Consider the following 20220-nt stretch of genomic DNA (forward strand, 5'->3'; position numbering starts at 1 on the left):
GAAAGAGTGAGGAACAACCCGTGACACCCCCAACCCAAGCCCCCGTCGCCGATCCGCTGCTCGCGGCCGTCAGTGGCGGAGTGACCGTCTACGACCTCGGCCGCCGGCTCTCCGTCGGCATGCCCCAGTCCCCCAACCACCCCGCCTACTGGCACTCCCTGCCCCGCCGGCACGGGGACATGGTCCGCTCCGACGGCGGCTCCGCGGCCAACGACATGATCACCATGGGTACGCACGTGGGCACGCACATCGACGCGCTCGCCCATGTCTCGCACCGCGGCCTGCTCCACGGCGGGGCGGACGCGGCCGAGGCGGGCCGGGGCGGCCGGTACGTGGAACTGGGCGCGCACACGATCGCCCCGATGGTGCGCCGCGGCGTGCTGCTGGACGTGCCCCGCGCGATCGGCGCCGGCGACGGCTGCCCGGCCGGCTACGAGATCACGCCGGACGACCTCGCGGCCACCGAGCGGGCCCAGGGCACACCCGTCGGCGCGGGCGACGTCGTCCTGGTGCGCAGCGGCTGGGGCCGGTTCTTCGAGCACGAGGACCGGAACGTCTACATGGGCCTGGAGTCCGGGGTGCCGGGCGTCGGCGAGGCCGGGGCGGTGTGGCTCGCCGACCGCGCGGCGCACGCCGTCGGGGCCGACACCATCGCCTTCGAGCGGCTGCGCCCGGGTGCGGCGCACAGCGTGCTGCCGGCGCACCGGGTGCTCCTGGTGGAACGCGGGATCTACATCATCGAGGCGATGGCGCTGGAGGAGCTGGCCGCCGCCGGAGTGCACGAGTTCACCCTGATCCTGGCGCCGCTGCCGCTGTTCGGCGCGACCGGCTCGCCGGTGCGTCCGCTGGCGGTGGTCGGGCATGGCTGAGCTCACGCTGGCCGAGCGGCTCGCCGCGTTCGCCGCGGACACCACGCACACCGGCCTGCCCGACGACGTACGGCACAGCGTCCGCCAGCGCGTGCTCGACGTGCTGGGCCTCTGCGTCGCCGCGTACCGACTGCCGACGAGCACCGCGGCCGCCGGGTTCGTGGCCGACCAGGGCGGCCGGCCCGAGGCGCACGCCGTCGGTTTGCCCGAGGCGGTGCCGGCCGCGCAGGCCGCCTTCGCCAACGGGGTGCTCGCCCACTCGCTCGACTACGACGACACGCACCTGCCCTCGGTGCTGCACCCCAGCGCCAGCGTGGTGCCGGCCGCGCTGGCCGCCGCCCAGGCGTCGGGGGCCACCGGCGGTCAGCTGACGGCCGCGGTCGCGGTCGGCCTGGAGGTCGCCGTCCGTCTCGGCATGGCCGGGTACGACCGTAAGCTGGGCAACTCGGTCTTCTTCGAGCACGGACAGCACGCCACCTCGATCTGCGGGGCGATGGGCGGAGCCGCCTCGGCGGCGCTGCTGTTCGGCCTCGGCGCGGAGGGGGTCGCCAACGCCCTCGGCGTCACCGCCTCCTTCTCCGCCGGCATCATCGAGGCCAACCGCACCGGCGGCACCGTGAAGCGACTGCACTGCGGGTGGGCGGCGCACTCGGCGGTCACCGCCGCGCAGCTCGTCAAGCGCGGCTTCACCGGCCCGCCGACCGTCCTGGAGGGCAGGTTCGGCTTCTTCCGCGCCTTCCTGCGCGACGAGGCCGACCTGGACCAGGTCACCGGCGGGCTGGGCGAGGAGTGGTCGGTGCCGGGGATTTTCTTCAAGCCGTACCCGGCCAACCACTTCACCCACGCCGCGATCGACGCCGGGCTGCGGCTGCGCGAGCGCGGCCTGCCGCTGGACCGGATCAGCCGCATCGAACTGCGCGTGCCCGCCGCGGTCATCCGCACGATCGGCCAGCCGATCGAGGTCAAGCGGGCTCCGGAGACCGGCTACCAGGCGCAGTTCTCCGGTCCGTACGCCGTCGTGGCGGGCCTGCTCGGCGGCTCCGGTCTCGGCGTCGGGCTGACCGACTACACCGACGAGCTGGCCCGCGATCCCCACCGTCGCGCGTTGATGGCGACCGTCGACGTGCTCCCGGACGACCGCTGCGACTCGATCTTCCCTAACCAGTTCCCGGCGATCGTGACGGTCCGCACGGACGACGGCCGGGAGTGGACCGAGGAGGTGCTGGCCAACCGCGGCGGCCCGCAGCGCCCGCTCAGCGACGAGGAACTCGCCGTGAAGTTCCGGGAGAACGTCGCCGGCCGGCTCACCGACGAGGCCGCGCGCCGGGTCGAGGACCTGGTGCTGCGCCTCGACGGCCTCGACGTAATCGACGAGATCCCCCGGACCCTGGCTCGCCTGGAGGCCGGCTCACCCACCTCAAGGAGGAACCCATGACGTCCTTTGACACCCTCGTGACGAACGTCCGCGTGGTGCGGCACGAGTGGACGCAGCCGCGGCAGGTGGACATCGCCATCCGCGACGGCCGCGTCGTGCAGGTCGCCGCCGGCATCGATCCGGCGCTGGCCCGGACCGTTGTCGACGGTGGCGGCAGGCTCGCCTTCCCCGGCGTGGTCGACGCGCACCAGCACTGGGGGATCTACAACCCGCTGGACCAGGACGCCGCCTCGGAGAGCCGGGCCTGCGCCCAGGGCGGGGTGACCTCCGCCATCACGTACATGCGCACCGGGCAGTACTACCTGAACCGGGGTGGCGCGTACGCCGACTTCTTCCCCGAGGTGCTCGCCGCCACCGCCGAGCGGTCGCACGTGGACTACGCGTTCCACCTGGCGCCGATGTCGAAGCAGCACATCGGCGAGATCCCCGACCTGGTCGAGCGGCACGGGGTCACCTCGTTCAAGGTGTTCATGTTCTACGGCAGCCACGGCCTGCACGGCCGGTCGTCCGACCAGAGCAGCTTCCTGATGATCCCGGAGAACGAGCGGTACGACTACGCGCACTTCGAGTTCGTCATGCGCGGCGTGCAGGCGGCCCGGGAGCGGTTCCCCGAGCTGGCCGACGAGATCTCGCTGTCGCTGCACTGCGAGACCGCCGAGATCATGAACGCGTACACCCGGATGGTGGAGGAGGAGGGGACGCTGTCCGGGCTGGCCGCGTACCACGCCTCCCGGCCGCCGCACTCCGAGGGCCTGGCCGTCAGCATCGCCTCGTACCTGGCCCACGAGACCGGCCTGCCGACGATCAACCTGCTGCACCTGACCTCCCGCAAGGCGGTCGACGCCGCCCTGCGGATGGCGCAGGCGTTCCCGCACATCGACTTCCGCCGGGAGGTCACCGTCGGGCACCTGCTCGCCGACATCGACACCGCGAACCTGGGCGCCAAGGTGAACCCGCCGATCCGGCCGCGCGAGGACGTCGAGGCGCTCTGGGAGTACGTCCTGGATGGCAAGATCGACTGGGTGGTCAGCGACCACGCCTGCTGCCGCGACGAGGTGAAGTTCGGCGAGCCCCGGGACGACGTGTTCGTGGCGAAGTCGGGCTTCGGCGGCGCCGAGTACCTGCTGCCCGGTCTCGTCTCCGAGGGCCGCCGCCGCGGCCTGCCGTACCACCGGATCGCCGAGATGACCGCGTGGAACCCGGCCCGCCGCTTCGGCCTGCGCACCAAGGGCGACATCGCCGAGGGCTTCGACGCCGACTTCTGCCTGGTCGACGACGACCACACGTGGACGGTGCGGGCGGCCGACTCGGAGTCGGTGCAGGAGTACACCCCGTTCGAGGGCTTCGAGCTGAGCGCCCGGGTCACCGACACGTTCCTGCGCGGCGAGCGGATCCTGGAGGCGGGTGCCGTGGTCGGCACGCCCCGCGGGCGTTACCTGGCCCGGCCCGCGTGAGCCGTACGCCGCGCAGCTACCTCTACGCGCCCGGGAACGAGCCGAGGAAGCTCGCCAAGGCCGCGACGGCCGACGCCGACGCCGTGATCTGCGACCTGGAGGACGCGGTCCCGCCGGCCGCCAAGTCCGCGGCCCGGGACACCGTGGCCGCGTTCCTGGCCGACCCGCCGCGGCCGGACGGTGAGTGGTGGGTGCGGATCAACGCCGGCTCGGCCACCGCCGACGTGGCGGCGGTGGCCGGCCCGGCGCTGCGCGGCGTCGTGGTGCCCAAGGCCGAGCCGGAGTTGCTCGACGAGGTGGCCGAGGCGCTGGCCCGCGCCGAGTCGGCGTGCGGACTGCCGCCCGGCACGTTGCGCGTACTACCGCTGCTGGAGACCGCGCGCGGCGTGCTCACCCTGGACCGGGTGGCCGCCGCGCCGCGGGTCCTGCGGCTGGGCCTCGGCGAGGCGGATCTCGCCGCCGAGCTGGGCCTGCGTCCGGGCCCGGACAGGGAGGAGCTGTGGCCGCTGCGCACGGCGGTGGTGCTCCACTCGGCGGCGGCCGGCCTGGTGCCACCGGTGGGTCCGGTCGAGACTGCGGTACGGGATGCCGACCGCCTCGACCGGAGCACCCGGATGCTGCTGCGGCAGGGCTTCCGGGCCCGCACCGCGATCCATCCCGCGCAGGCGGCGGTGATCAACGGCGTGTTCACCCCGTCCGCCGAGGAGGTGGCCGACGCGCGGGACGTGGTGGCGCGTCTCGCCGCCGTCACCGAGCACGGGCATGGCGTCGCCGTCGCGGCGGACGGCCGGATGATCGACGCCGCCGTGGCCCGAGCCGCCCACGACGTCCTCGCCCGCGCGGTCTGAGACGGGGTCGGCGGGGCATCTGTTATCGCTAACAGGCTGGGCCCACGGCCCGGCCACCGACACCGCGGCGACCAGCGCCGGGACGGGCCCTCACCGGCCCGTCCCGGCGTTCGCTGTTGTATGTGTTATCGATAACCTGCTATGTTCCGGGACGGGAGCGAAGGGCACGCTCCCCGTCACCCCCACAACCGGCAAGGCGTCCCGAGGCACCTTCCTCGCCGCCCGGCCGGTCGGTGACCAGTCCGGGCCGCTCCGCCGATGCACGCCGACGCAGGCGGCCACCGGACGACTTCGGCCCGGCCCTCGCGCGGCTCCGCGCCCTTCTCGCAGGCGACGTCGGCATCGACGGACGGTCCGGCCTGCACCGCCACCAAGGGCAAGGAGTCAGTCAATGGCGAAACGAACACGGCTCTTCTCATCCATCGCCGCCGCGGCGGTACTTCTCGCGGCGGCGGCCGGCGGCGCGCTCAACGGCGGCCTCGGCGAGACGGCGCAGGCGTCGACGAACGGCACGCTCGCGGCGACCGCCGGCTGCGGCAAGGCGCCCACGCTGTCCAGCGGTACGCGCACCATCTCCAGCGGCGGCCAGAACCGCAGCTACATCCTGCGCATCCCGGACGGGTACGACCGCAACCGCCCGTACCGCCTGATCTTCGGGTTCCACTGGCTGAACGGCTCGGCGAACAACGTCGCCTCGGCCGGCTACTACGGCCTGCTGCCGCTGTCGAACAACAGCACGATCTTCGTCGCGCCGCAGGGCATCGACAACGGCTGGGCCAACACGAACGGCCGCGACCTGACCCTGTTCGACGACATCTCCCGGCAGGTCGAGAACGACCTCTGCGTCGACACCAGCCTGCGGTTCGCGCTCGGCTGGAGCTACGGCGGGGCGATGAGCTACGCGGTGGCCTGCGCCCGGCCGAATGTCATCCGTGCGGTCACCGTCCTGTCCGGCGCCAACCTCAGCGGCTGCAACGGCGGCACCCAGCCGGTCGCCTACTTCGGCATCCACGGCACCTTCGACAGCGTGCTGAACATCTCCGCGGGCCGGTCGCTGCGGGACACGTTCGTCCGCAACAACGGCTGCACCGCGCAGAGCCCACGCGAGCCGAGCCGGGGCAGCCTGACCCACATCACCACGACGTACTCCGGCTGCCGGGAGGGCTACCCGGTGCAGTGGGCCGCGTTCGACGGCGACCACACCCCCAGCCCGGTCGACGGGTCGGGCAGCCCGAACGACTCCCGGACGTGGACGTCCGGGGAGATCTGGCGCTTCTTCAGCCAGTTCGCGTCCACCACGACGCCGCCGACCAGCGCGCCGCCGACCACCACGCCGCCGACCACGCCGCCGGTCACCACCGCGCCGCCCACGACCCCGCCGGTCACCACCCCGCCGCCGAGTGAGCCGGGCGGCTGCACCGCGACCTACCGGACCGTGAACACCTGGCCCGGCGGCTTCCAGGCCGAGGTCACGGTGGCCAACAACGGCACCACCGCGCTCAACGGCTGGACCGTAGGCCTGACCCTGGCCTCCGGCCAGGCGATCAGCAGCCTCTGGAGCGGCGTCAACACGGGCACCACCGGCTCGGTGTCGGTCCGCAACGCGGATTACAACGGCACCGTGGGCCCGAACGCCTCGACGACGTTCGGGTTCACCGCCACCGGGAACGGCGCCACCGCGCCCAGCGGTGTCACCTGCACCAGTCCCTGACCGGGCCGGCCCACCGACCCCGTTCGGGGCGCCGGGCCGGGGGTGGCACGGCGCCGCCCCCGGCCCGGCCCCGGGCGGGGAGCAACCGAGGTCCCGCTTCCCGCCGAGGTGTGCTCTAATTAACACTGGTCGATGTTTGCGTTAACACTGGCGCCTGACATGCCACCACCACCAGGCTGGTCAGAGCCCTTCCGTCACGGGTGTTAGCGCTTGCACCGGCGGCCATCCATAGCTCGTGAGGCACCGCGCCAGCGCGAACGGTCGCGGAGCCCTGCGTACCCGAGGAGCCGTCATGGCGATCCCCCGTCCCTGGTCCGTCCGATCCGGACCATCCCGTCTGACCATCCCCGCCCTGATTCTCGTTCTGGTCGTCGCCGGCGCCGCCCTGGCCACGTCGACCCGAAACGCCGTGGCCGCCCCCGGGCCCGGCTCCATCGTGGGCGCGCAGTCCGGCCGCTGCGTCGACGTCCCCAACGGCAGCACCACGAACGGCACCCAGGTGCAGCTCTACGACTGCACGGGCGGCGCGCCGCAGAACTGGACGTACACGTCGGCGAAGCAGCTCATGGTGTACGGCAACAAATGCCTGGACGCCAACGGCCAGGGCACCAGCCCTGGCACGGCCGTCATCATCTGGGACTGCAACGGCCAGGCCAACCAGCAGTGGAACGTCACCCCGGCCGGCGCCATCACCGGCCAGCAGTCCGGGCTGTGCCTGGACGCCACGAACGCGGGCACCGCCAACGGCACCAGGATCATCCTGTGGACCTGCAACGGCCAGGCCAACCAGCGGTGGAACACCTCGGGCACACCGTCGTCACCGCCGCCCACCTCGACGCCCCCGCCCGGCGGGCGGCCGTGCGACATCTACGCCGCGGGCGGCACGCCGTGCGTGGCGGCGCACAGCACCACCCGGGCGCTGTTCTCGGCGTACGGCGGCAACCTCTACCAGGTCCGCCGCGCCTCCGACAACGCCACCCGCAACATCGGGCTGCTGGGGAACGGCGGCTACGCCGACGCCGCCGCACAGGACGCGTTCTGCGCCGGCACTAGCTGCGTGATCACCGCCGTGTTCGACCAGTCGGGACGCGGGAACAACCTGTGGTACCAGGGCTCCGCGCAGGTCCCCGGCTCCACCTCCAGCCGGCCCGCGAACGCGACGAGCGAGTCGTTGACGGTCGGGGGCGCCCGGGCGTACTCGCTCTACATCAATCCCGGGAACAGCTACTGGCGGGACGGCCACCTGACCGGCATCCCCACCGGCGCGGCCCCCGAGGGCATGTACATGGTGACCAGCGGCACCCACGTCAACAGCGGCTGCTGCTTCGACTACGGCAACAGCGAGACCACCCGCAGCGCCGACGCGGCCGGGGCGATGGACGCGATCAACTTCAGCACCAGCTGCTGGTTCGGCGGCTGCTCCGGCAGCGGCCCCTGGGTGCAGGCCGACCTGGAGTGGGGTCTCTACCCGGGTGGCAGCCAGTCCTGGAACCCGAACCAGCGGGCCTTCACCAACCGGTTCGTCACCGCCACCCTGAAGAACAACGGCACCTCGCGGTTCGCCATCAAGGGCAGCAACGCCCAGTCCGGCGGCCTCACCACGCTCTACGACGGGTCGCTGCCGGCCGGCTACAGCCCGATGCGCAAGCAGGGCGCCATCATCCTGGGCAGCGGCGGCGACTGCTGCAAGCCCGGCGGCGGCGCGAACCTCAGCGCCGGCACCTTCTACGAGGGCGCCATGGTGGCGGGCTATCCGTCCGACGCGACCGAGAACGCCGTCCAAGCCGACATCGTCGCCGCCGGCTACCGCTGACCGGTGGGCGAGGCAAGCGACCACACTCCGAATTCGTGAAGGAACTCGTCATGTCCGAACCGAGACGGATACGCCGTCGCCCCCGACTGCTGGCGGCGCTGGCCACCACCGTCCTGGCCGCCGGCGGCGGCCTGACCCTCACCGCCGGTCCCGCGCAGGCGGCCACCACGATCACCGTCAACGGCGCCTCCGGCGGGCAGACGTTCGACGGGGTGGGCGCGGTCAGCGGTGGCGGCGGCAACAGCCGCCTGCTGATCGACTATCCGGAGCCGCAGCGCGGGCAGATCCTGGACTACCTCTTCAAGCCCGGCTACGGCGCCGCGTTGCAGATCCTCAAGGTCGAGATGGGCGGCGACACCAACTCCACGAGCGGCTCGGAGCCGAGCCACGAGCACGTCCGGGGCGACCTGAACTGCAACCGCGGCTACCAGTGGTGGATCATGGAGCAGGCCAAGGCCCGCAACCCCGCCATCAAGCTGGCGGCACTGCCGTGGGGCGCTCCCGGCTGGATCGGCAACGGCAACTTCATGTCCCAGGACATGATCGACTACTTCGTGAGCTGGCTGGGCTGCGCGCGGCAGCACAACCTGACCATGGACTACATCACCGCCGCCCAGAACGAGAAGCGCACCGACGCCAACTGGACCATCAGCCTGCGCCAGGCGCTGAACGCCAACGGCTACAGCGGTGTGAAGATCATCTACGGGGACGACTACCCCGGTAGCTGGGGCCCGGCCAACGCCGTCGCCAGCAACGCCACGCTGCGCAACAGCATCGACGTGCTCAGCGGCCACTACCCGTGCGGCTACCTCAGCGCGCAGACCACCTGCACCGTCTCGTCGACCGCCACCAGCACCGGCAAGACGCTGTGGAACAGTGAGGGCGGCTCGCAGGACTACAACGACGGCGCCAAGCCGCTGGCCCGCGGCATCAACCGCGGCTACATCGACGGCCGGATGGTCGCCTACCTCAACTGGGACCTGATCGCCGCGATCACGCCGAACCTGCCCTGGTCCACTGTCGGGCTGATCCTGGCCAACCAGCCGTGGTCCGGCTGGTACTCGGTCGGCAAGACCAGCTGGACGCTGGCGCACACCACCCAGTTCACCGCGCCCGGCTGGCGCTACCTGGACTCGTCCTCGGGCTACCTGGGCGGCAACCGCAACAACGGCAGCTACGTGTCGCTGCGGTCGCCCACCAGCGGCGACTACAGCACGGTCATCGAGACCATGGACGCCACAGCGGCCCAGCAGCTCACCCTGAACGTCACCGGCGGGCTGTCCACCGGCCAGGTGCACGTCTGGTCCACGAACCTGAACTCGACGAACCCGAACGACTTCTTCGTCCGCGGCCCGGACATCACCCCGTCGGGCGGGACGTTCTCGCTCACCGTCCAGCCCGGCCATCTCTACACCGTCACCACCACCAGCGGGCAGGGCAAGGGCACCGCCACCAGCCCGGCACAGGGCTCGCTGGGGCTGCCGTACCGCGACGACTTCGACGGCTACGCCGCCGGGCGGACACCGAAGTACCTCCAGGACATGCAGGGCGCGTTCGAGGTCGTCGGCTGCGGCGCCGGGCGGGCCGGCATGTGCCTGCGCCAGATGTCCGCGCAGGCGCCGATCACCTGGAAGACGCTCGCCGACCCGGCGACCTACGGCGGGAACCTGAGCTGGGGCAACTACACGGTCTCCGCCGACGTCCTGCTCGAACAGGCCGGCTACGCCCAGATCATGGGCCACGTCGGCAGCACCAACCTGGACCCGATCAGCCGGTACAACGGCTACTTCCTGCGGGTCACCGACTCCGGCTCGTGGTCCATCCTGCGCAACAACACCGCCGGGCAGCTCGCCACGCTGCGCAGCGGGAACGTCGCGGCGCTGGGCACCAACCGCTGGCACAGCCTCGCGCTGGGCTTCTCCGGCTCCACCATCACCGCGACCATCGACGGCACGACGATCGGCACGGCCACCGACTCCACGTTCGGCAGCGGCCAGGTCGGCTTCGGCACCAGCCAGGGCGGGACCGCCCAGTTCGACAACCTGTCGGTGGTCGCCGGCCCGGGCGGCAACCCCGGGGGTACGAGCGGCGCGCTGCTCAACCCCAACTCCAGCCGCTGCCTGGACGTGCCGAACCAGTCCCAGACCAACGGCACGCAGGTGACGTTGTGGGAGTGCAACGGCGGCGTGAACCAACAGTGGACGGCGACCTCCGGCCGCCAGCTCCAGGTGTACGGCAACAAGTGCCTCGACGCCGAGAGCCAGGGCACCTCGTCCGGCACCCGGGTCATCATCTGGGACTGCAACGGCGGCACCAACCAGCAGTGGAACGTCAACACCGACGGCACGATCACCGGCGTCCAGTCCGGACTGTGCCTGAGCCCGAACGGTGGCGGGACCGGCAACGGCACCGCGATCGTCCTGTCCGCCTGCACCGGCGGCAACAGCCAGAAGTGGAGCCGGGCGTGAGGCCCGGCCCGTCGCCGACCACACCCGTCCGCCGCGGCGCGGCCCACCAGGGAGATGACCTGTGACGTCAACGCTATGGAGAACCGACCCCCGAACCAGACGATGGCTCGCGCTGGCCGTGACCATGCTCGCCCTGCTGGGCCTGGCCCCGGTCATCGCCGGAGGGCTGAGCCCGACCGTCGCCCGGGCGGACAACCCGATCGTGCAGACCATCTACACGGCCGACCCGGCCCCGCTGGTGCACAACGGCCGCGTCTACCTCTACACCGGCCACGACGAGGACAACTCGACCTGGTTCACCATGAACGAGTGGCGGGTCTACTCGTCCGACGACATGGTGAACTGGACCGACCACGGGTCGCCGCTGAGCATCGCCACGTTCAGTTGGGCCAAGTCCGACGCGTGGGCCGGCCAGACGATCTACCGCAACGGCAAGTTCTACTGGTACGTGCCGGTGACGGTCCGGGCCACCGGCCAGATGGGCATCGGCGTGGCGGTGTCGGACAGCCCGACCGGTCCGTTCCGGGACGCCATCGGGCGTCCGCTGGTGAGCAACGGCGAGATCGACCCGACCGTGTTCATCGACGACGACGGCCAGGCGTACCTGTACTGGGGCAACCCGCGCCTGTGGTACGTGAAGCTGAACGCGGACATGATCTCGTACTCGGGCAGCGCCACCCAGATCCCGCTGACCGCAGCGGGTTTCGGGGCGCGGACCGGGGACGCGAACCGGCCGACCCTCTACGAGGAGGGGCCGTGGGTGTACAAGCGCAACGGCCTCTACTACATGGCGTTCGCGGCCAAGTGCTGCTCCGAGTTCGTCGCGTACTCCACCGCGCCCGGGCCGCTGGGCCCGTGGACGTACCGCGGGACGATCATGCCGACCCAGGGCAGCAGCTTCACCAACCACCCCGGGATCATCGACTTCAAGGGCAACTCGTACTTCTTCTACCACAACGGGGCGCTACCCGGCGGCGGCGGTTTCACCAGGTCGGTGGCGGTGGAGAAGTTCTCCTACGGCGCGGACGGCTCGATCCCCACGATCAACATGACCACCACGGGCGCACCGCAGGTGGGGACGCTCAACCCGTACGTCCGGCAGGAGGCCGAGACGAGCGCGTGGGCGGCGGGAGTGGAGACCGAGCCGGCCAGCGGCGGCGGGATGAACGTCGGCTGGATCGACAACGGCGACTACCTGAAGATCAAGGGCGTCGCCTTCGGGTCCGGCGCGGCCTCGTACACCGCCCGGGTGGCCTCGGCCGGCAGCGGCGGCACCATCGAGCTGCGCCTGGACGGCACCAGCGGTCCGGTGGTGGGCACCTGCCGGGTGTCCGGCACCGGTGGCTGGCAGACCTGGGCGGACACGACCTGCGCGGTCAGCGGCGCCACCGGCACTCACGACCTGTACCTGCGGTTCACCGGCGGCAGCGGCTCGCTGTTCAACATCGACCACTGGCGGTTCACCCCCGCCGGGAGCACTCCGCCGCCCACGACCCCGCCGCCCACGACCCCGCCGCCGAGCGATCCCCCGCCCACCACGCCTCCGCCGACCACGCCGCCACCCACCACGCCTCCGCCCACCACGCCTCCGCCGACCGGTGGCGCCTGCACGGCCACCTACCGCACCACCACCTCCTGGTCCGGCGGTTTCCAGGCCGAGGTGACGGTCACCGCCGGCGCCGCGCCGCTCAACGGCTGGTCGGTTCGGTGGACCCTCGCCAGCGGCCAGAGCATCGGCCAGGTCTGGAGCGGCACGCTGAGCACCAGCGGCTCCACGGCGACCGTCCGCAACGCGGAATACAACGGCTCGGTGCCGGCGTCCGGCTCGACCACGTTCGGCTTCGTGGCGAACGGCTCGCCGTCCACCCCGTCCCTGACCTGCACCAGCCCATGAGAGGAACAGACATGCGTACCCGAGCGAGGAGATGGCTCACCGCGGGCGCCGCACTGGCTGCGCTGGCCGCCGGTGTGCTCACGCCCGCCGGCCCGGCGGGCGCCGAGTCCAACGGCGGAACCCGGGTGATGCCGCTCGGTGACTCCATCACCGAGGGCACCCAGGTGCCGGGCGGCTACCGGATCGGCCTGTGGCAGCGGATGGCCGCCGACGGTTACCGGGTCGACCTGGTCGGCTCCCAGTTCAACGGGCCGGGCAACCTCGGCGACCACGACCACGAGGGCCACCCCGGCTGGCGCATCGACCAGATCGACGCCAACATCACCGGCTGGCTGAACTCCTACCAGCCGCGCACCGTGCTCCTGCACATCGGCACCAACGACATCCTGCAGAACTACAACGTCTCGACCGCGCCGAACCGGCTGTCCTCGCTGATCGACCGCATCACCAACACGGCGCCGAACGCCGACGTGTTCGTCGCGCAGATCATCCCGCTGGCGAACTCCGGCCAGGAGGCGGCGGTGCGCACGTTCAACGCCGCCATCCCGGGCATCGTGCAGTCGAAGGTGAACGCCGGCAAGCGGGTCCACCTGGTCGACCAGCACTCGGCGCTGACCACCGCCGACCTGATCGACGGCATCCACCCGACCGCCACCGGCTACGACAAGATGGCCGCCGTCTGGTACCGGGCGTTGCAGTCGGTGTCCGGCAGCATCGGCACTCCCGGCAGCGGCGGCGGCACCTACCAGAACGTGCAACTGGTCGGCGTCGGCTCGGGCCGGTGCCTGGACGTGCCGAACGGCAGCACCACGAACGGCACCACGGTGCAGTTGTACGACTGCTGGGGCGGCACCATGCAGCGCTGGACGTACACCTCGGCCAAGCAGTTGCAGGTGCTCGGCAACAAGTGCCTGGACGCCAACGGGCGGGGCACCGCGAACGGCACCAGCGTGATCATCTGGGACTGCAACGGCCAGCCCAACCAGCAGTGGAACCTCAACGCCGACGGCACGATAAGCGGGGTCCAGTCCGGGCGCTGCCTGGACGCGGCCGGCTACGGCACCGCGAACGGGACCAGGATCAACCTCTGGGACTGCCACGGCGGCACCAACCAGCGGTGGAGCGTACGCGCCTGACCGGCACGCGACGGGCTCCCCGGCCCACGACGCCGGGGAGCCCTGCCCGCCGCATGACCAGCGGCGGGACCGGCGGGTACGTACAGTGGGAGCCATGTCGAAGCCGCCGTTGCCCGAGCCCGCCGTCGCCATGCTGGGCAAGCCGAATCCCGCCGTCATCTCCACACTGCGCGACGGCCAGCCGGTGTCCGCGGCCACCTGGTACCTCTGGGAGGACGGCCGCGTCCTGGTGAACATGGACGAGGGCCGCCGCCGGCTGGCGCACCTGCGCAGCGATCCCCGGGTCTCCCTGACGGTGCTGGACGAGGGGAACTGGTACACCCACGTCAGCCTCATCGGGCGGGTGGTCGAGGTGCGCGACGACGAGGGTCTGGCGGACATCGACCGGATCTCGCAGCACTACACCGGACGGCCGTACCCGCGACGGGACCGCGGCCGGGTCAGCGCGTGGATCGAGATCGAGCGCTGGCACGGGTGGGGCGCGCACAAGGACAACGACCAGACCGGCTGACCGCCGCCCCACGATGTCCGACCCATGCTGAAGAGTGTCGGGCATGACCGAACCGAAGGACCCGAAGGCAGCGCTGCACCACTACCTGCGCGCGATCCGGGAAAACCTGATCTGGAAGCTCGACGGGCTGAGCGAACGCGAGGCCCGGCTTCCCCGCACCGCCACCGGCAACAACTTCCTCGGCCTGCTCAAGCACTGCCTGAACGTGGAGGCCGGCTACTTCGGGGAGACATTCGGCCGCGAGTTCCCCAACCGCGGGGAACTGGTCGCGCTGGAGATGTTCGACGCGGACCCGCAGGCGGACTGGTACGCCCGAGAGGACGAGACCAAGGACGGGCTGATCGACCTGTACCGCCGGGTCGGCGCGTTCGCGGACGAGACGATCGAGACGCTGCCGCTGGACGCGCCCGGTCGGGTGCCGTGGTGGCCCGCCGGCCGGCAGGACGTCACGCTGCACCAGATCATCGTGCACGTCTGCGTCGACCTGGCCCGGCACGCCGGTCACGCGGACATCATGCGCGAGCAGCACGACGCGGCGATCGGGCTGGGGCGGGAGAACCGGAACGTCCCCGACGGCTACGACTGGCCGGCCTACGTCAGTAAGCTGTCGGCGCTCGCGGACCGGTTCGCGTAGCCGGCCCTTCCGGTACTGCGGGCCGGAAGTTTCAACCATATTTCGGACAGTGGATCGACAGGACCAGCAGCATCGTGAAGCATCTATCCCATGAAAATCCGGCCCGCCGTCGCCCCGCCGGCCGCTGAGGACACCGATCCCGCGCAGCCGCCCGCCGACCAGCCCTCGGACGACAGTCCCACCGACGATCGCCCGACGGACGGCAGACGCCGGTGGCGGCCGAACCCGGAGTGGACGCTGGCGATCCTGGGGAGCCTGCTGCTGGCGGTGGTGCTGACCTGGCCGACGTTGCGGCACCCGGCGACCACGATCCCCGGCGACCTGGGCGACCCGACGTTGCAGGCGTGGCAGGTCGCCTGGTCGGGGCACGCCCTGCTCAACGACCCGGCCAACCTCTGGAACTCGAACACGTTCTATCCGGAGCGCTACACCTACGCCTACAGCGACACCCTGCTCGGGTATGCGCCGTTCGGGATGCTCGGCTCCGGGTTCGAGGCCGCGCTGATCCGTTACAACGTGCTCTACGTGCTACTGCACGCGTTGGCGTTCCTCGGGGCGTACGCGCTGGCCCGGCAGCTCGGCGCCAACCGCTGGGGCGGGGCGGTCGCCGGGGTGGCGTGGGCGTACGCGCCGTGGCGACTGGCGCACTCCGGTCACCTGAACATCCTGTCCAGCGGCGGTATCGCGCTGGCCCTGGCGATGCTGGCGCGCGGCCACGGCTGGTCGCTGCGCCACGGATACCGCCCGGAGCGCCGCCGGCCCGGCTGGGCGGTGGCCGGGTGGCTCGTCGCGGCCTGGCAGGTCACGCTCGGCTTCGGCATCGGGCTGCCGCTCGTCTACTTCCTGCTGGCCGCCGTGCTGGTGGCGGCCGGCTGCTACGGCTGGTCCTGGTGGCGCAAGCGCGAGCGGCCCCCGTTCGGCCGGCGGCTGCTCGTCGCGGATCTGGCCGGTGGCGCCGTGTTCGGCGCCGTGACGCTGCTGCTCGGGCTGGTCTACCTGCGCGTGGTAGACCTCAACCCGCAGGCCGTACGGTCGCTGGACTGGACCAAGATGTTCTCCCCGCCACTGATCGGGTTCATCACCGCGCCCGGCGACTCGTGGCTGTGGGGGGAACGGCACGCCGCCGCCCGTGAACAGCTCACCTGGCCGCCGGAGATGGCGCTGCTGCCCGGCATGACGCTGATCGGGCTGGCCGCGGCGGGGCTGTTCGTCTCGGCGTTCCCGGTGCGGCACCGGGTCACGCTGGGCCTCGGCGTGGCCGGCACCGTGCTGCTGGCCCTGGGTTCCACGCTCGGCGGGGACGGTGAACCCGGCTACCTGACGTTGTCCCGGCTCCTGCCGGGCTGGGACGCGTTGCGCACCCCGGGCCGGATGATGCACTGGACCAGCCTGCTGCTGGCCGTGCTGGCGGCCGGGCTGGTGACCGCGCTGGCCGAGTCGTGGCGCCGGCCGGCGGCGGCGCGCGCGTCCCGGGCCGTCGCGGCGCTGGTCCTGCTGGTGCCGCTCGCCCTGGTCACGCTGGAGGGCGTCAACCGCACGCCGCACCCGGCCGTGCCGACGCCACCGGCCGCGATGCGGACCGCGCCGGAGCCGATGCTGGTGCTGCCCGCCGGCGGGGTGGGCGACCTCAACTACATGCTGTGGTCGACCGACGGGTTCCCCCGGATCACCAACGGGCTCGGCGGTTTCGAGCCGGTCAGCCAGGCCCAGACCCGGGTCGCCGTGGCCACGTTCCCCGACGCGGGCAGCGTGGCCTACCTGCGGGGGATCGGCGTGCGGTCGGTCGTCGCGGTGCCGAGCCGCGCGGCGGGGACGCCGTGGGAGGGCATCGAGACCCGGCCGGTCGACGGACTGGGCATCACCCGGGAGGACGTCGATGGCACGCTTGTCTACCGCCTCTGACACCGCGAGCGCCGGGCGGGCGCACCCGGGCCGGGCGGGGTGAGCGCCGTGCGGTTGTCCGTGGTGGTGCCCTGCTTCAACGAGGAAGCGTCGGTGGAGCGGCTGCACGAGATGCTCAGCGTCGCGGTCGCCGAGCTGCAGGACGTGGACGTCGAGGTGGTGTACGTCGACGACGGCAGCGAGGACGGCACGCTGGCGGCGCTGCGCCGGCTCGCCGCCGCCGACCCGGCCGTCCGCTACACGTCGCTGAGCCGCAACTTCGGCAAGGAGGCGGCCATGCTCGCCGGCCTGCGCCGGGCCACCGGCGACGCGGTGGTCATCATGGACGCCGACCTGCAGCACCCGCCACGGTTGCTGCCCGAGATGGTGATGCTCTACCGCCAGGGCTTCGACCAGGTGATCGCCCGCCGGGACCGGCGCGGTGACCGGTTCATCCGGATGGTCGCCTCGCGCTCCTTCTACCGGCTGGTCAACTGGTGGATAGACGTACGCCTGCTCGACGGCGCGGGCGACTTCCGGCTGCTGTCCCGGCTCGCGGTGAACGCGATCCTGGCCATGCCGGAGTACAACCGCTTCTCCAAGGGCCTGTTCTCGTGGATCGGCTTCCGCACGGCGGTGGTGGCGCACCGCAACGAGACCCGGCAGGCCGGGCACAGCCGCTGGACGTTCGGCAAGCTGTTCAACTACGCGTTCGACGGCCTGCTGTCGTTCAACAACCGGCCGCTGCGCCTGGCCATCTACGGCGGCCTGTTCCTCACGCTCATCGCGGTGGGCTACATGGCCTGGGTGGTCGCGGACGCCGTGGAGAAGGGCATCGACGTGCCCGGCTACACGACGATCATCGTCAGCGTGATCGGGCTCGGCGGCATCCAGATGATGATTCTCGGGGTGATCGGCGAGTACATCGGCCGGATCTACTACGAGACCAAGCGCCGCCCGCACTTTCTGGTGCAGGAGACCGAGCGCGTCGTCGACACACCCGGCCGGGCGTCCCGGCTTCCGGAGCAGCGTACGGCCACCGGCGAATCGATGGCCGGTGACGCCGGCTGATCCACCGCGATCGGTGGGTGGCGATGGGCGCAGAATCGTTCTCTTTTCGCAGGTGGCGGGGGGTTGCTATGGTCGCCCGCGACGCCGGAGACCGGCGCCGAGGAAAGGGTTGCGATGGGGCTGATGGACAAGCTCCGGGGCGAACTCATCGACATCATCGAGTGGCTGGACGACAGCCGCGACACGATCGTCTGGCGGTTCCCCCGGTATCAGAACGAGATCAAGATGGGCGCCCAACTGGTCGTCCGGGAGTCCCAGACGGCGGTGTTCGTCAACGAGGGGAAGATCGCCGACGTCTTCACGCCGGGGACGTACACGCTGGAGACCCGCAACCTGCCGATCCTGTCCACCCTGAAGGGCTGGAAGTACGGCTTCAACTCGCCGTTCAAGGCCGAGGTGTACTTCGTCAACACACGGCAGTTCACGGACATGAAGTGGGGCACCCAGAACCCGGTCATCCTGCGCGACGCCGAGTTCGGCGTGGTGCGGGTGCGGGCGTTCGGCGCCTTCGCGGCCCGCGTGGTGGACGCGGCGCGGCTGCTGCGGGAACTGGTCGGCACGGACCCGCAGTTCCGCACCGAGGAGGTGCAGGAGTACCTGCGGCAGCTCATGGTCGGACGGCTCGGCGGCGCGCTCGCCGCGGCCGGGGTGCCGCTGCTGGACCTCGCCGCGCACCAGGACGCGATCGGCCGGCGGCTGGCCGCCGTGCTGACCGAGGAACTGGCCGAGGTCGGTATCGCGATCCCCAAGTTCGTCATCGAGAACGTGTCGGTGCCGCCGGAGGTCGAGAAGGCGCTGGACAAGCGGACCAGCATGGGCGCGGTCGGCGACCTGGACCGGTACACCCGTTTCCAGGCCGCGAACGCGATGGAGGCCGCGGCGAACAACCCGGGTGGCGAGGCGGGCGCGGGCATCGGCCTCGGCCTCGGCATGGCGATGGGCCAGCAGATGGCTCGGTCCATGGGCGGCGGCGCGGCCACCCAGCCGGCTCCGGCCCCGCCGGTCCCCGCGCAGCCGGCCGCCGCCGAACCGCCGCCCCTGCCGGGCCAGGCCCAGTGGTACGTCGGCGTCGGCGGCCAGCGGCAGGGCCCCTACGACCTCGGTGGGCTGGCCGAGCAGGCGAATGCGGGCGCGCTCGGCGCGGACACGCTCGTCTGGCGCGCCGGCATGGCGCAGTGGCAGCCCGCCGGGCAGGTGCCCGAGCTGGCGTCGGTGCTCGCCAGCGTCCCGCCGCCGCTGCCGCCGGCATGAGCGACACGGCTGTCTCGCCGTCCTCGTACCAGTGCGGGGGGTGCGGCGCCCGGGTGGAGCACGCGCCGGGCACGACCGCGTTGAGCTGCCCGTACTGCGGGTACCGGCAGGAGATCGCCGGCGCCGGCCGGGAGGTGCGCGAGCACGCGTACGCGGAACTGGCGTCGCTGCCCCGCAAGCCGGTGGCGAGCGTCGGGGCGCACACGTTCGTCTGCCCGGGCTGCGGCGCCCGGACGGAGAGCGACGCGCTGGCGCGGCGCTGCCAGTTCTGCGCCACGCCGCTGGTGGCCGACGCCGGAGCGGGTGAGCTGATCGCGCCGGAGGCGGTGCTGCCGTTCGCCGTCGACCGCAACGGCGTGCGGACGGCCCTGGGCCAGTGGTGCAGCAGCCGCTGGTTCGCGCCCGGGAGCCTGAAGAAGATCAACGAGGCGGAGACGCTGAAGGGCACGTACCTGCCGCACTGGACGTTCGACGCGCGGACCGTGTCGGACTACCGGGGTCAGCGGGGCGAGCACTACTACGTCACCGAGACGTACACGGTGACGGTCGACGGCAGGCAGGAGACGCGGACCCGGCAGGTGCGGCACACCCGGTGGCATCAGGCCGCCGGCATCGTCCGCCGGGACTTCGACGACGTGCTGGTGCCGGCCACCACCCACCTGCCCACCGAGCAGCTGGACAAGCTGGCGCCGTGGCCGCTGGCGGAGGTGACCGCCTACCACGGCGACTACCTGGCCGGATACCAGGCCCTGCGGTACGACACCGAGCCCGAGGCGGGGCTGACCGAGGCGAAGGCGCGGATGGCGCCGGTCATCGAGCGGGACTGCCGGTCGGACATCGGCGGCGACGAGCAGCGTGTGTCCGCCGTGGACACCACGTACTCCGACGTGTCGTACAAGCTGGTACTGCTGCCGGTGTGGATCGCCGCGTACCTGCACGCCGGGCGGTCGTACCAGGTGCTGGTGAACGCGCGGACCGGTGAGGTCATCGGCGAGCGTCCGTACAGCACGGCGAAGATCGCGGCGGCGTTGCTGGCCGCGCTGGCGCTCGTCGCGCTCGTGGTGGCGTACGCGATGAGCCGTTGACGCCTACGGGCCACCGGTGTGCCGCACCGGTGGCCCGTACGCATCGCGCGAGGTGACTGCCCCAGCGGCCGATGCCGCCGCCGGGCCGGTCCACAGGACGGTGAGGCACCTCCCATCGCGGTGTGGGGGTTCTCGCTCGGTGTCTACCTGGTGGTCAAG

General features: G+C 71.9%; 15 protein-coding genes. All 15 read left to right on the top strand.

Going from position 1 to position 20220, the window contains the following annotated elements; translation table 11 throughout:
• Positions 1-20: 20 nt before the first annotated feature.
• The 15 genes from ACFYON_RS21705 to ACFYON_RS21775 all read left to right on the top strand — a co-directional run bounded on the left by ACFYON_RS21705 (position 21) and on the right by ACFYON_RS21775 (position 20061).
• Positions 21-869, top strand: a complete 849-nt coding sequence (locus tag ACFYON_RS21705; RefSeq protein WP_355094588.1) for a cyclase family protein — start codon at positions 21-23, stop codon at positions 867-869.
• On the top strand, positions 862-2304 hold the full coding sequence (locus ACFYON_RS21710) for an MmgE/PrpD family protein (protein ID WP_355094586.1): 1443 nt from the start codon (positions 862-864) through the stop codon (positions 2302-2304). Before ACFYON_RS21705 ends, ACFYON_RS21710 begins: the two co-directional genes overlap by 8 nt.
• Positions 2301-3758 carry a dihydroorotase family protein gene (locus ACFYON_RS21715; protein ID WP_354874042.1) on the top strand — a complete coding sequence of 486 codons (1458 nt, stop codon included), beginning with the start codon at positions 2301-2303 and terminating at the stop codon, positions 3756-3758. The genes ACFYON_RS21710 and ACFYON_RS21715 overlap by 4 nt, the downstream gene beginning before the upstream one ends.
• Entirely contained in the window at positions 3755-4606 is an 852-nt protein-coding gene (locus ACFYON_RS21720) for a CoA ester lyase (RefSeq protein ID WP_354874040.1), read from the top strand. The genes ACFYON_RS21715 and ACFYON_RS21720 overlap by 4 nt, the downstream gene beginning before the upstream one ends.
• 391 nt (positions 4607-4997) lie before the next feature.
• Positions 4998-6317 carry a cellulose binding domain-containing protein gene (locus tag ACFYON_RS21725; RefSeq protein ID WP_354874038.1) on the top strand — a complete coding sequence of 440 codons (1320 nt, stop codon included), beginning with the start codon at positions 4998-5000 and terminating at the stop codon, positions 6315-6317.
• Positions 6318-6609: 292 nt separating this feature from the next.
• Positions 6610-8130, top strand: coding sequence for an arabinofuranosidase catalytic domain-containing protein (locus tag ACFYON_RS21730; protein WP_387321009.1), 1521 nt, complete (start codon positions 6610-6612; stop codon positions 8128-8130).
• Between the two features lie 50 nt (positions 8131-8180).
• Positions 8181-10598, top strand: coding sequence for a ricin-type beta-trefoil lectin domain protein (locus tag ACFYON_RS21735; protein ID WP_354874034.1), 2418 nt, complete (start codon positions 8181-8183; stop codon positions 10596-10598).
• Between the two features lie 124 nt (positions 10599-10722).
• A complete protein-coding gene (locus tag ACFYON_RS21740) occupies positions 10723-12492 on the top strand; it encodes a family 43 glycosylhydrolase (RefSeq protein WP_354874099.1) in 1770 nt (589 codons plus the stop codon).
• An 11-nt stretch (positions 12493-12503) separates the two neighbouring features.
• The gene (locus tag ACFYON_RS21745; protein ID WP_387256904.1) at positions 12504-13628 is read left to right on the top strand and encodes an RICIN domain-containing protein; all 1125 of its coding nucleotides are present in this window, start codon (positions 12504-12506) and stop codon (positions 13626-13628) included.
• Between the two features lie 94 nt (positions 13629-13722).
• The gene (locus ACFYON_RS21750; RefSeq protein ID WP_354874030.1) at positions 13723-14139 is read left to right on the top strand and encodes a PPOX class F420-dependent oxidoreductase; all 417 of its coding nucleotides are present in this window, start codon (positions 13723-13725) and stop codon (positions 14137-14139) included.
• A 43-nt stretch (positions 14140-14182) separates the two neighbouring features.
• On the top strand, positions 14183-14773 hold the full coding sequence (locus ACFYON_RS21755) for a DinB family protein (RefSeq protein WP_387256906.1): 591 nt from the start codon (positions 14183-14185) through the stop codon (positions 14771-14773).
• Positions 14774-14863: 90 nt separating this feature from the next.
• Positions 14864-16675, top strand: a complete 1812-nt coding sequence (locus tag ACFYON_RS21760; protein WP_387321011.1) for a hypothetical protein — start codon at positions 14864-14866, stop codon at positions 16673-16675.
• 48 nt (positions 16676-16723) lie between these two features.
• Positions 16724-17725, top strand: a complete 1002-nt coding sequence (locus tag ACFYON_RS21765; RefSeq protein WP_387190188.1) for a glycosyltransferase family 2 protein — start codon at positions 16724-16726, stop codon at positions 17723-17725.
• Between the two features lie 114 nt (positions 17726-17839).
• The gene (locus ACFYON_RS21770; protein WP_387190185.1) at positions 17840-18976 is read left to right on the top strand and encodes an SPFH domain-containing protein; all 1137 of its coding nucleotides are present in this window, start codon (positions 17840-17842) and stop codon (positions 18974-18976) included.
• Positions 18973-20061, top strand: a complete 1089-nt coding sequence (locus tag ACFYON_RS21775; protein WP_387190182.1) for a hypothetical protein — start codon at positions 18973-18975, stop codon at positions 20059-20061. Before ACFYON_RS21770 ends, ACFYON_RS21775 begins: the two co-directional genes overlap by 4 nt.
• The last annotated feature ends 159 nt before the right edge of the window (positions 20062-20220 follow it).

It is taken from the genome of Micromonospora sp. NPDC005686, assembly GCF_042871665.1.
In the GTDB taxonomy this organism is placed as follows: Bacteria; Actinomycetota; Actinomycetes; order Mycobacteriales; family Micromonosporaceae; genus Micromonospora.

Coding starts and splice junctions, on each gene's coding strand:
- ACFYON_RS21710 (WP_355094586.1), top strand. CDS start 862: ATGGCTGAGCTCACGCTGGCCGAGCGGCTCGCCGCGTTCGCCGCGGAC.
- ACFYON_RS21715 (WP_354874042.1), top strand. CDS start 2,301: ATGACGTCCTTTGACACCCTCGTGACGAACGTCCGCGTGGTGCGGCAC.
- ACFYON_RS21725 (WP_354874038.1), top strand. CDS start 4,998: ATGGCGAAACGAACACGGCTCTTCTCATCCATCGCCGCCGCGGCGGTA.
- ACFYON_RS21730 (WP_387321009.1), top strand. CDS start 6,610: ATGGCGATCCCCCGTCCCTGGTCCGTCCGATCCGGACCATCCCGTCTG.
- ACFYON_RS21735 (WP_354874034.1), top strand. CDS start 8,181: ATGTCCGAACCGAGACGGATACGCCGTCGCCCCCGACTGCTGGCGGCG.
- ACFYON_RS21740 (WP_354874099.1), top strand. CDS start 10,723: ATGCTCGCCCTGCTGGGCCTGGCCCCGGTCATCGCCGGAGGGCTGAGC.
- ACFYON_RS21745 (WP_387256904.1), top strand. CDS start 12,504: ATGCGTACCCGAGCGAGGAGATGGCTCACCGCGGGCGCCGCACTGGCT.
- ACFYON_RS21750 (WP_354874030.1), top strand. CDS start 13,723: ATGTCGAAGCCGCCGTTGCCCGAGCCCGCCGTCGCCATGCTGGGCAAG.
- ACFYON_RS21755 (WP_387256906.1), top strand. CDS start 14,183: ATGACCGAACCGAAGGACCCGAAGGCAGCGCTGCACCACTACCTGCGC.
- ACFYON_RS21760 (WP_387321011.1), top strand. CDS start 14,864: ATGAAAATCCGGCCCGCCGTCGCCCCGCCGGCCGCTGAGGACACCGAT.
- ACFYON_RS21770 (WP_387190185.1), top strand. CDS start 17,840: ATGGGGCTGATGGACAAGCTCCGGGGCGAACTCATCGACATCATCGAG.
- ACFYON_RS21775 (WP_387190182.1), top strand. CDS start 18,973: ATGAGCGACACGGCTGTCTCGCCGTCCTCGTACCAGTGCGGGGGGTGC.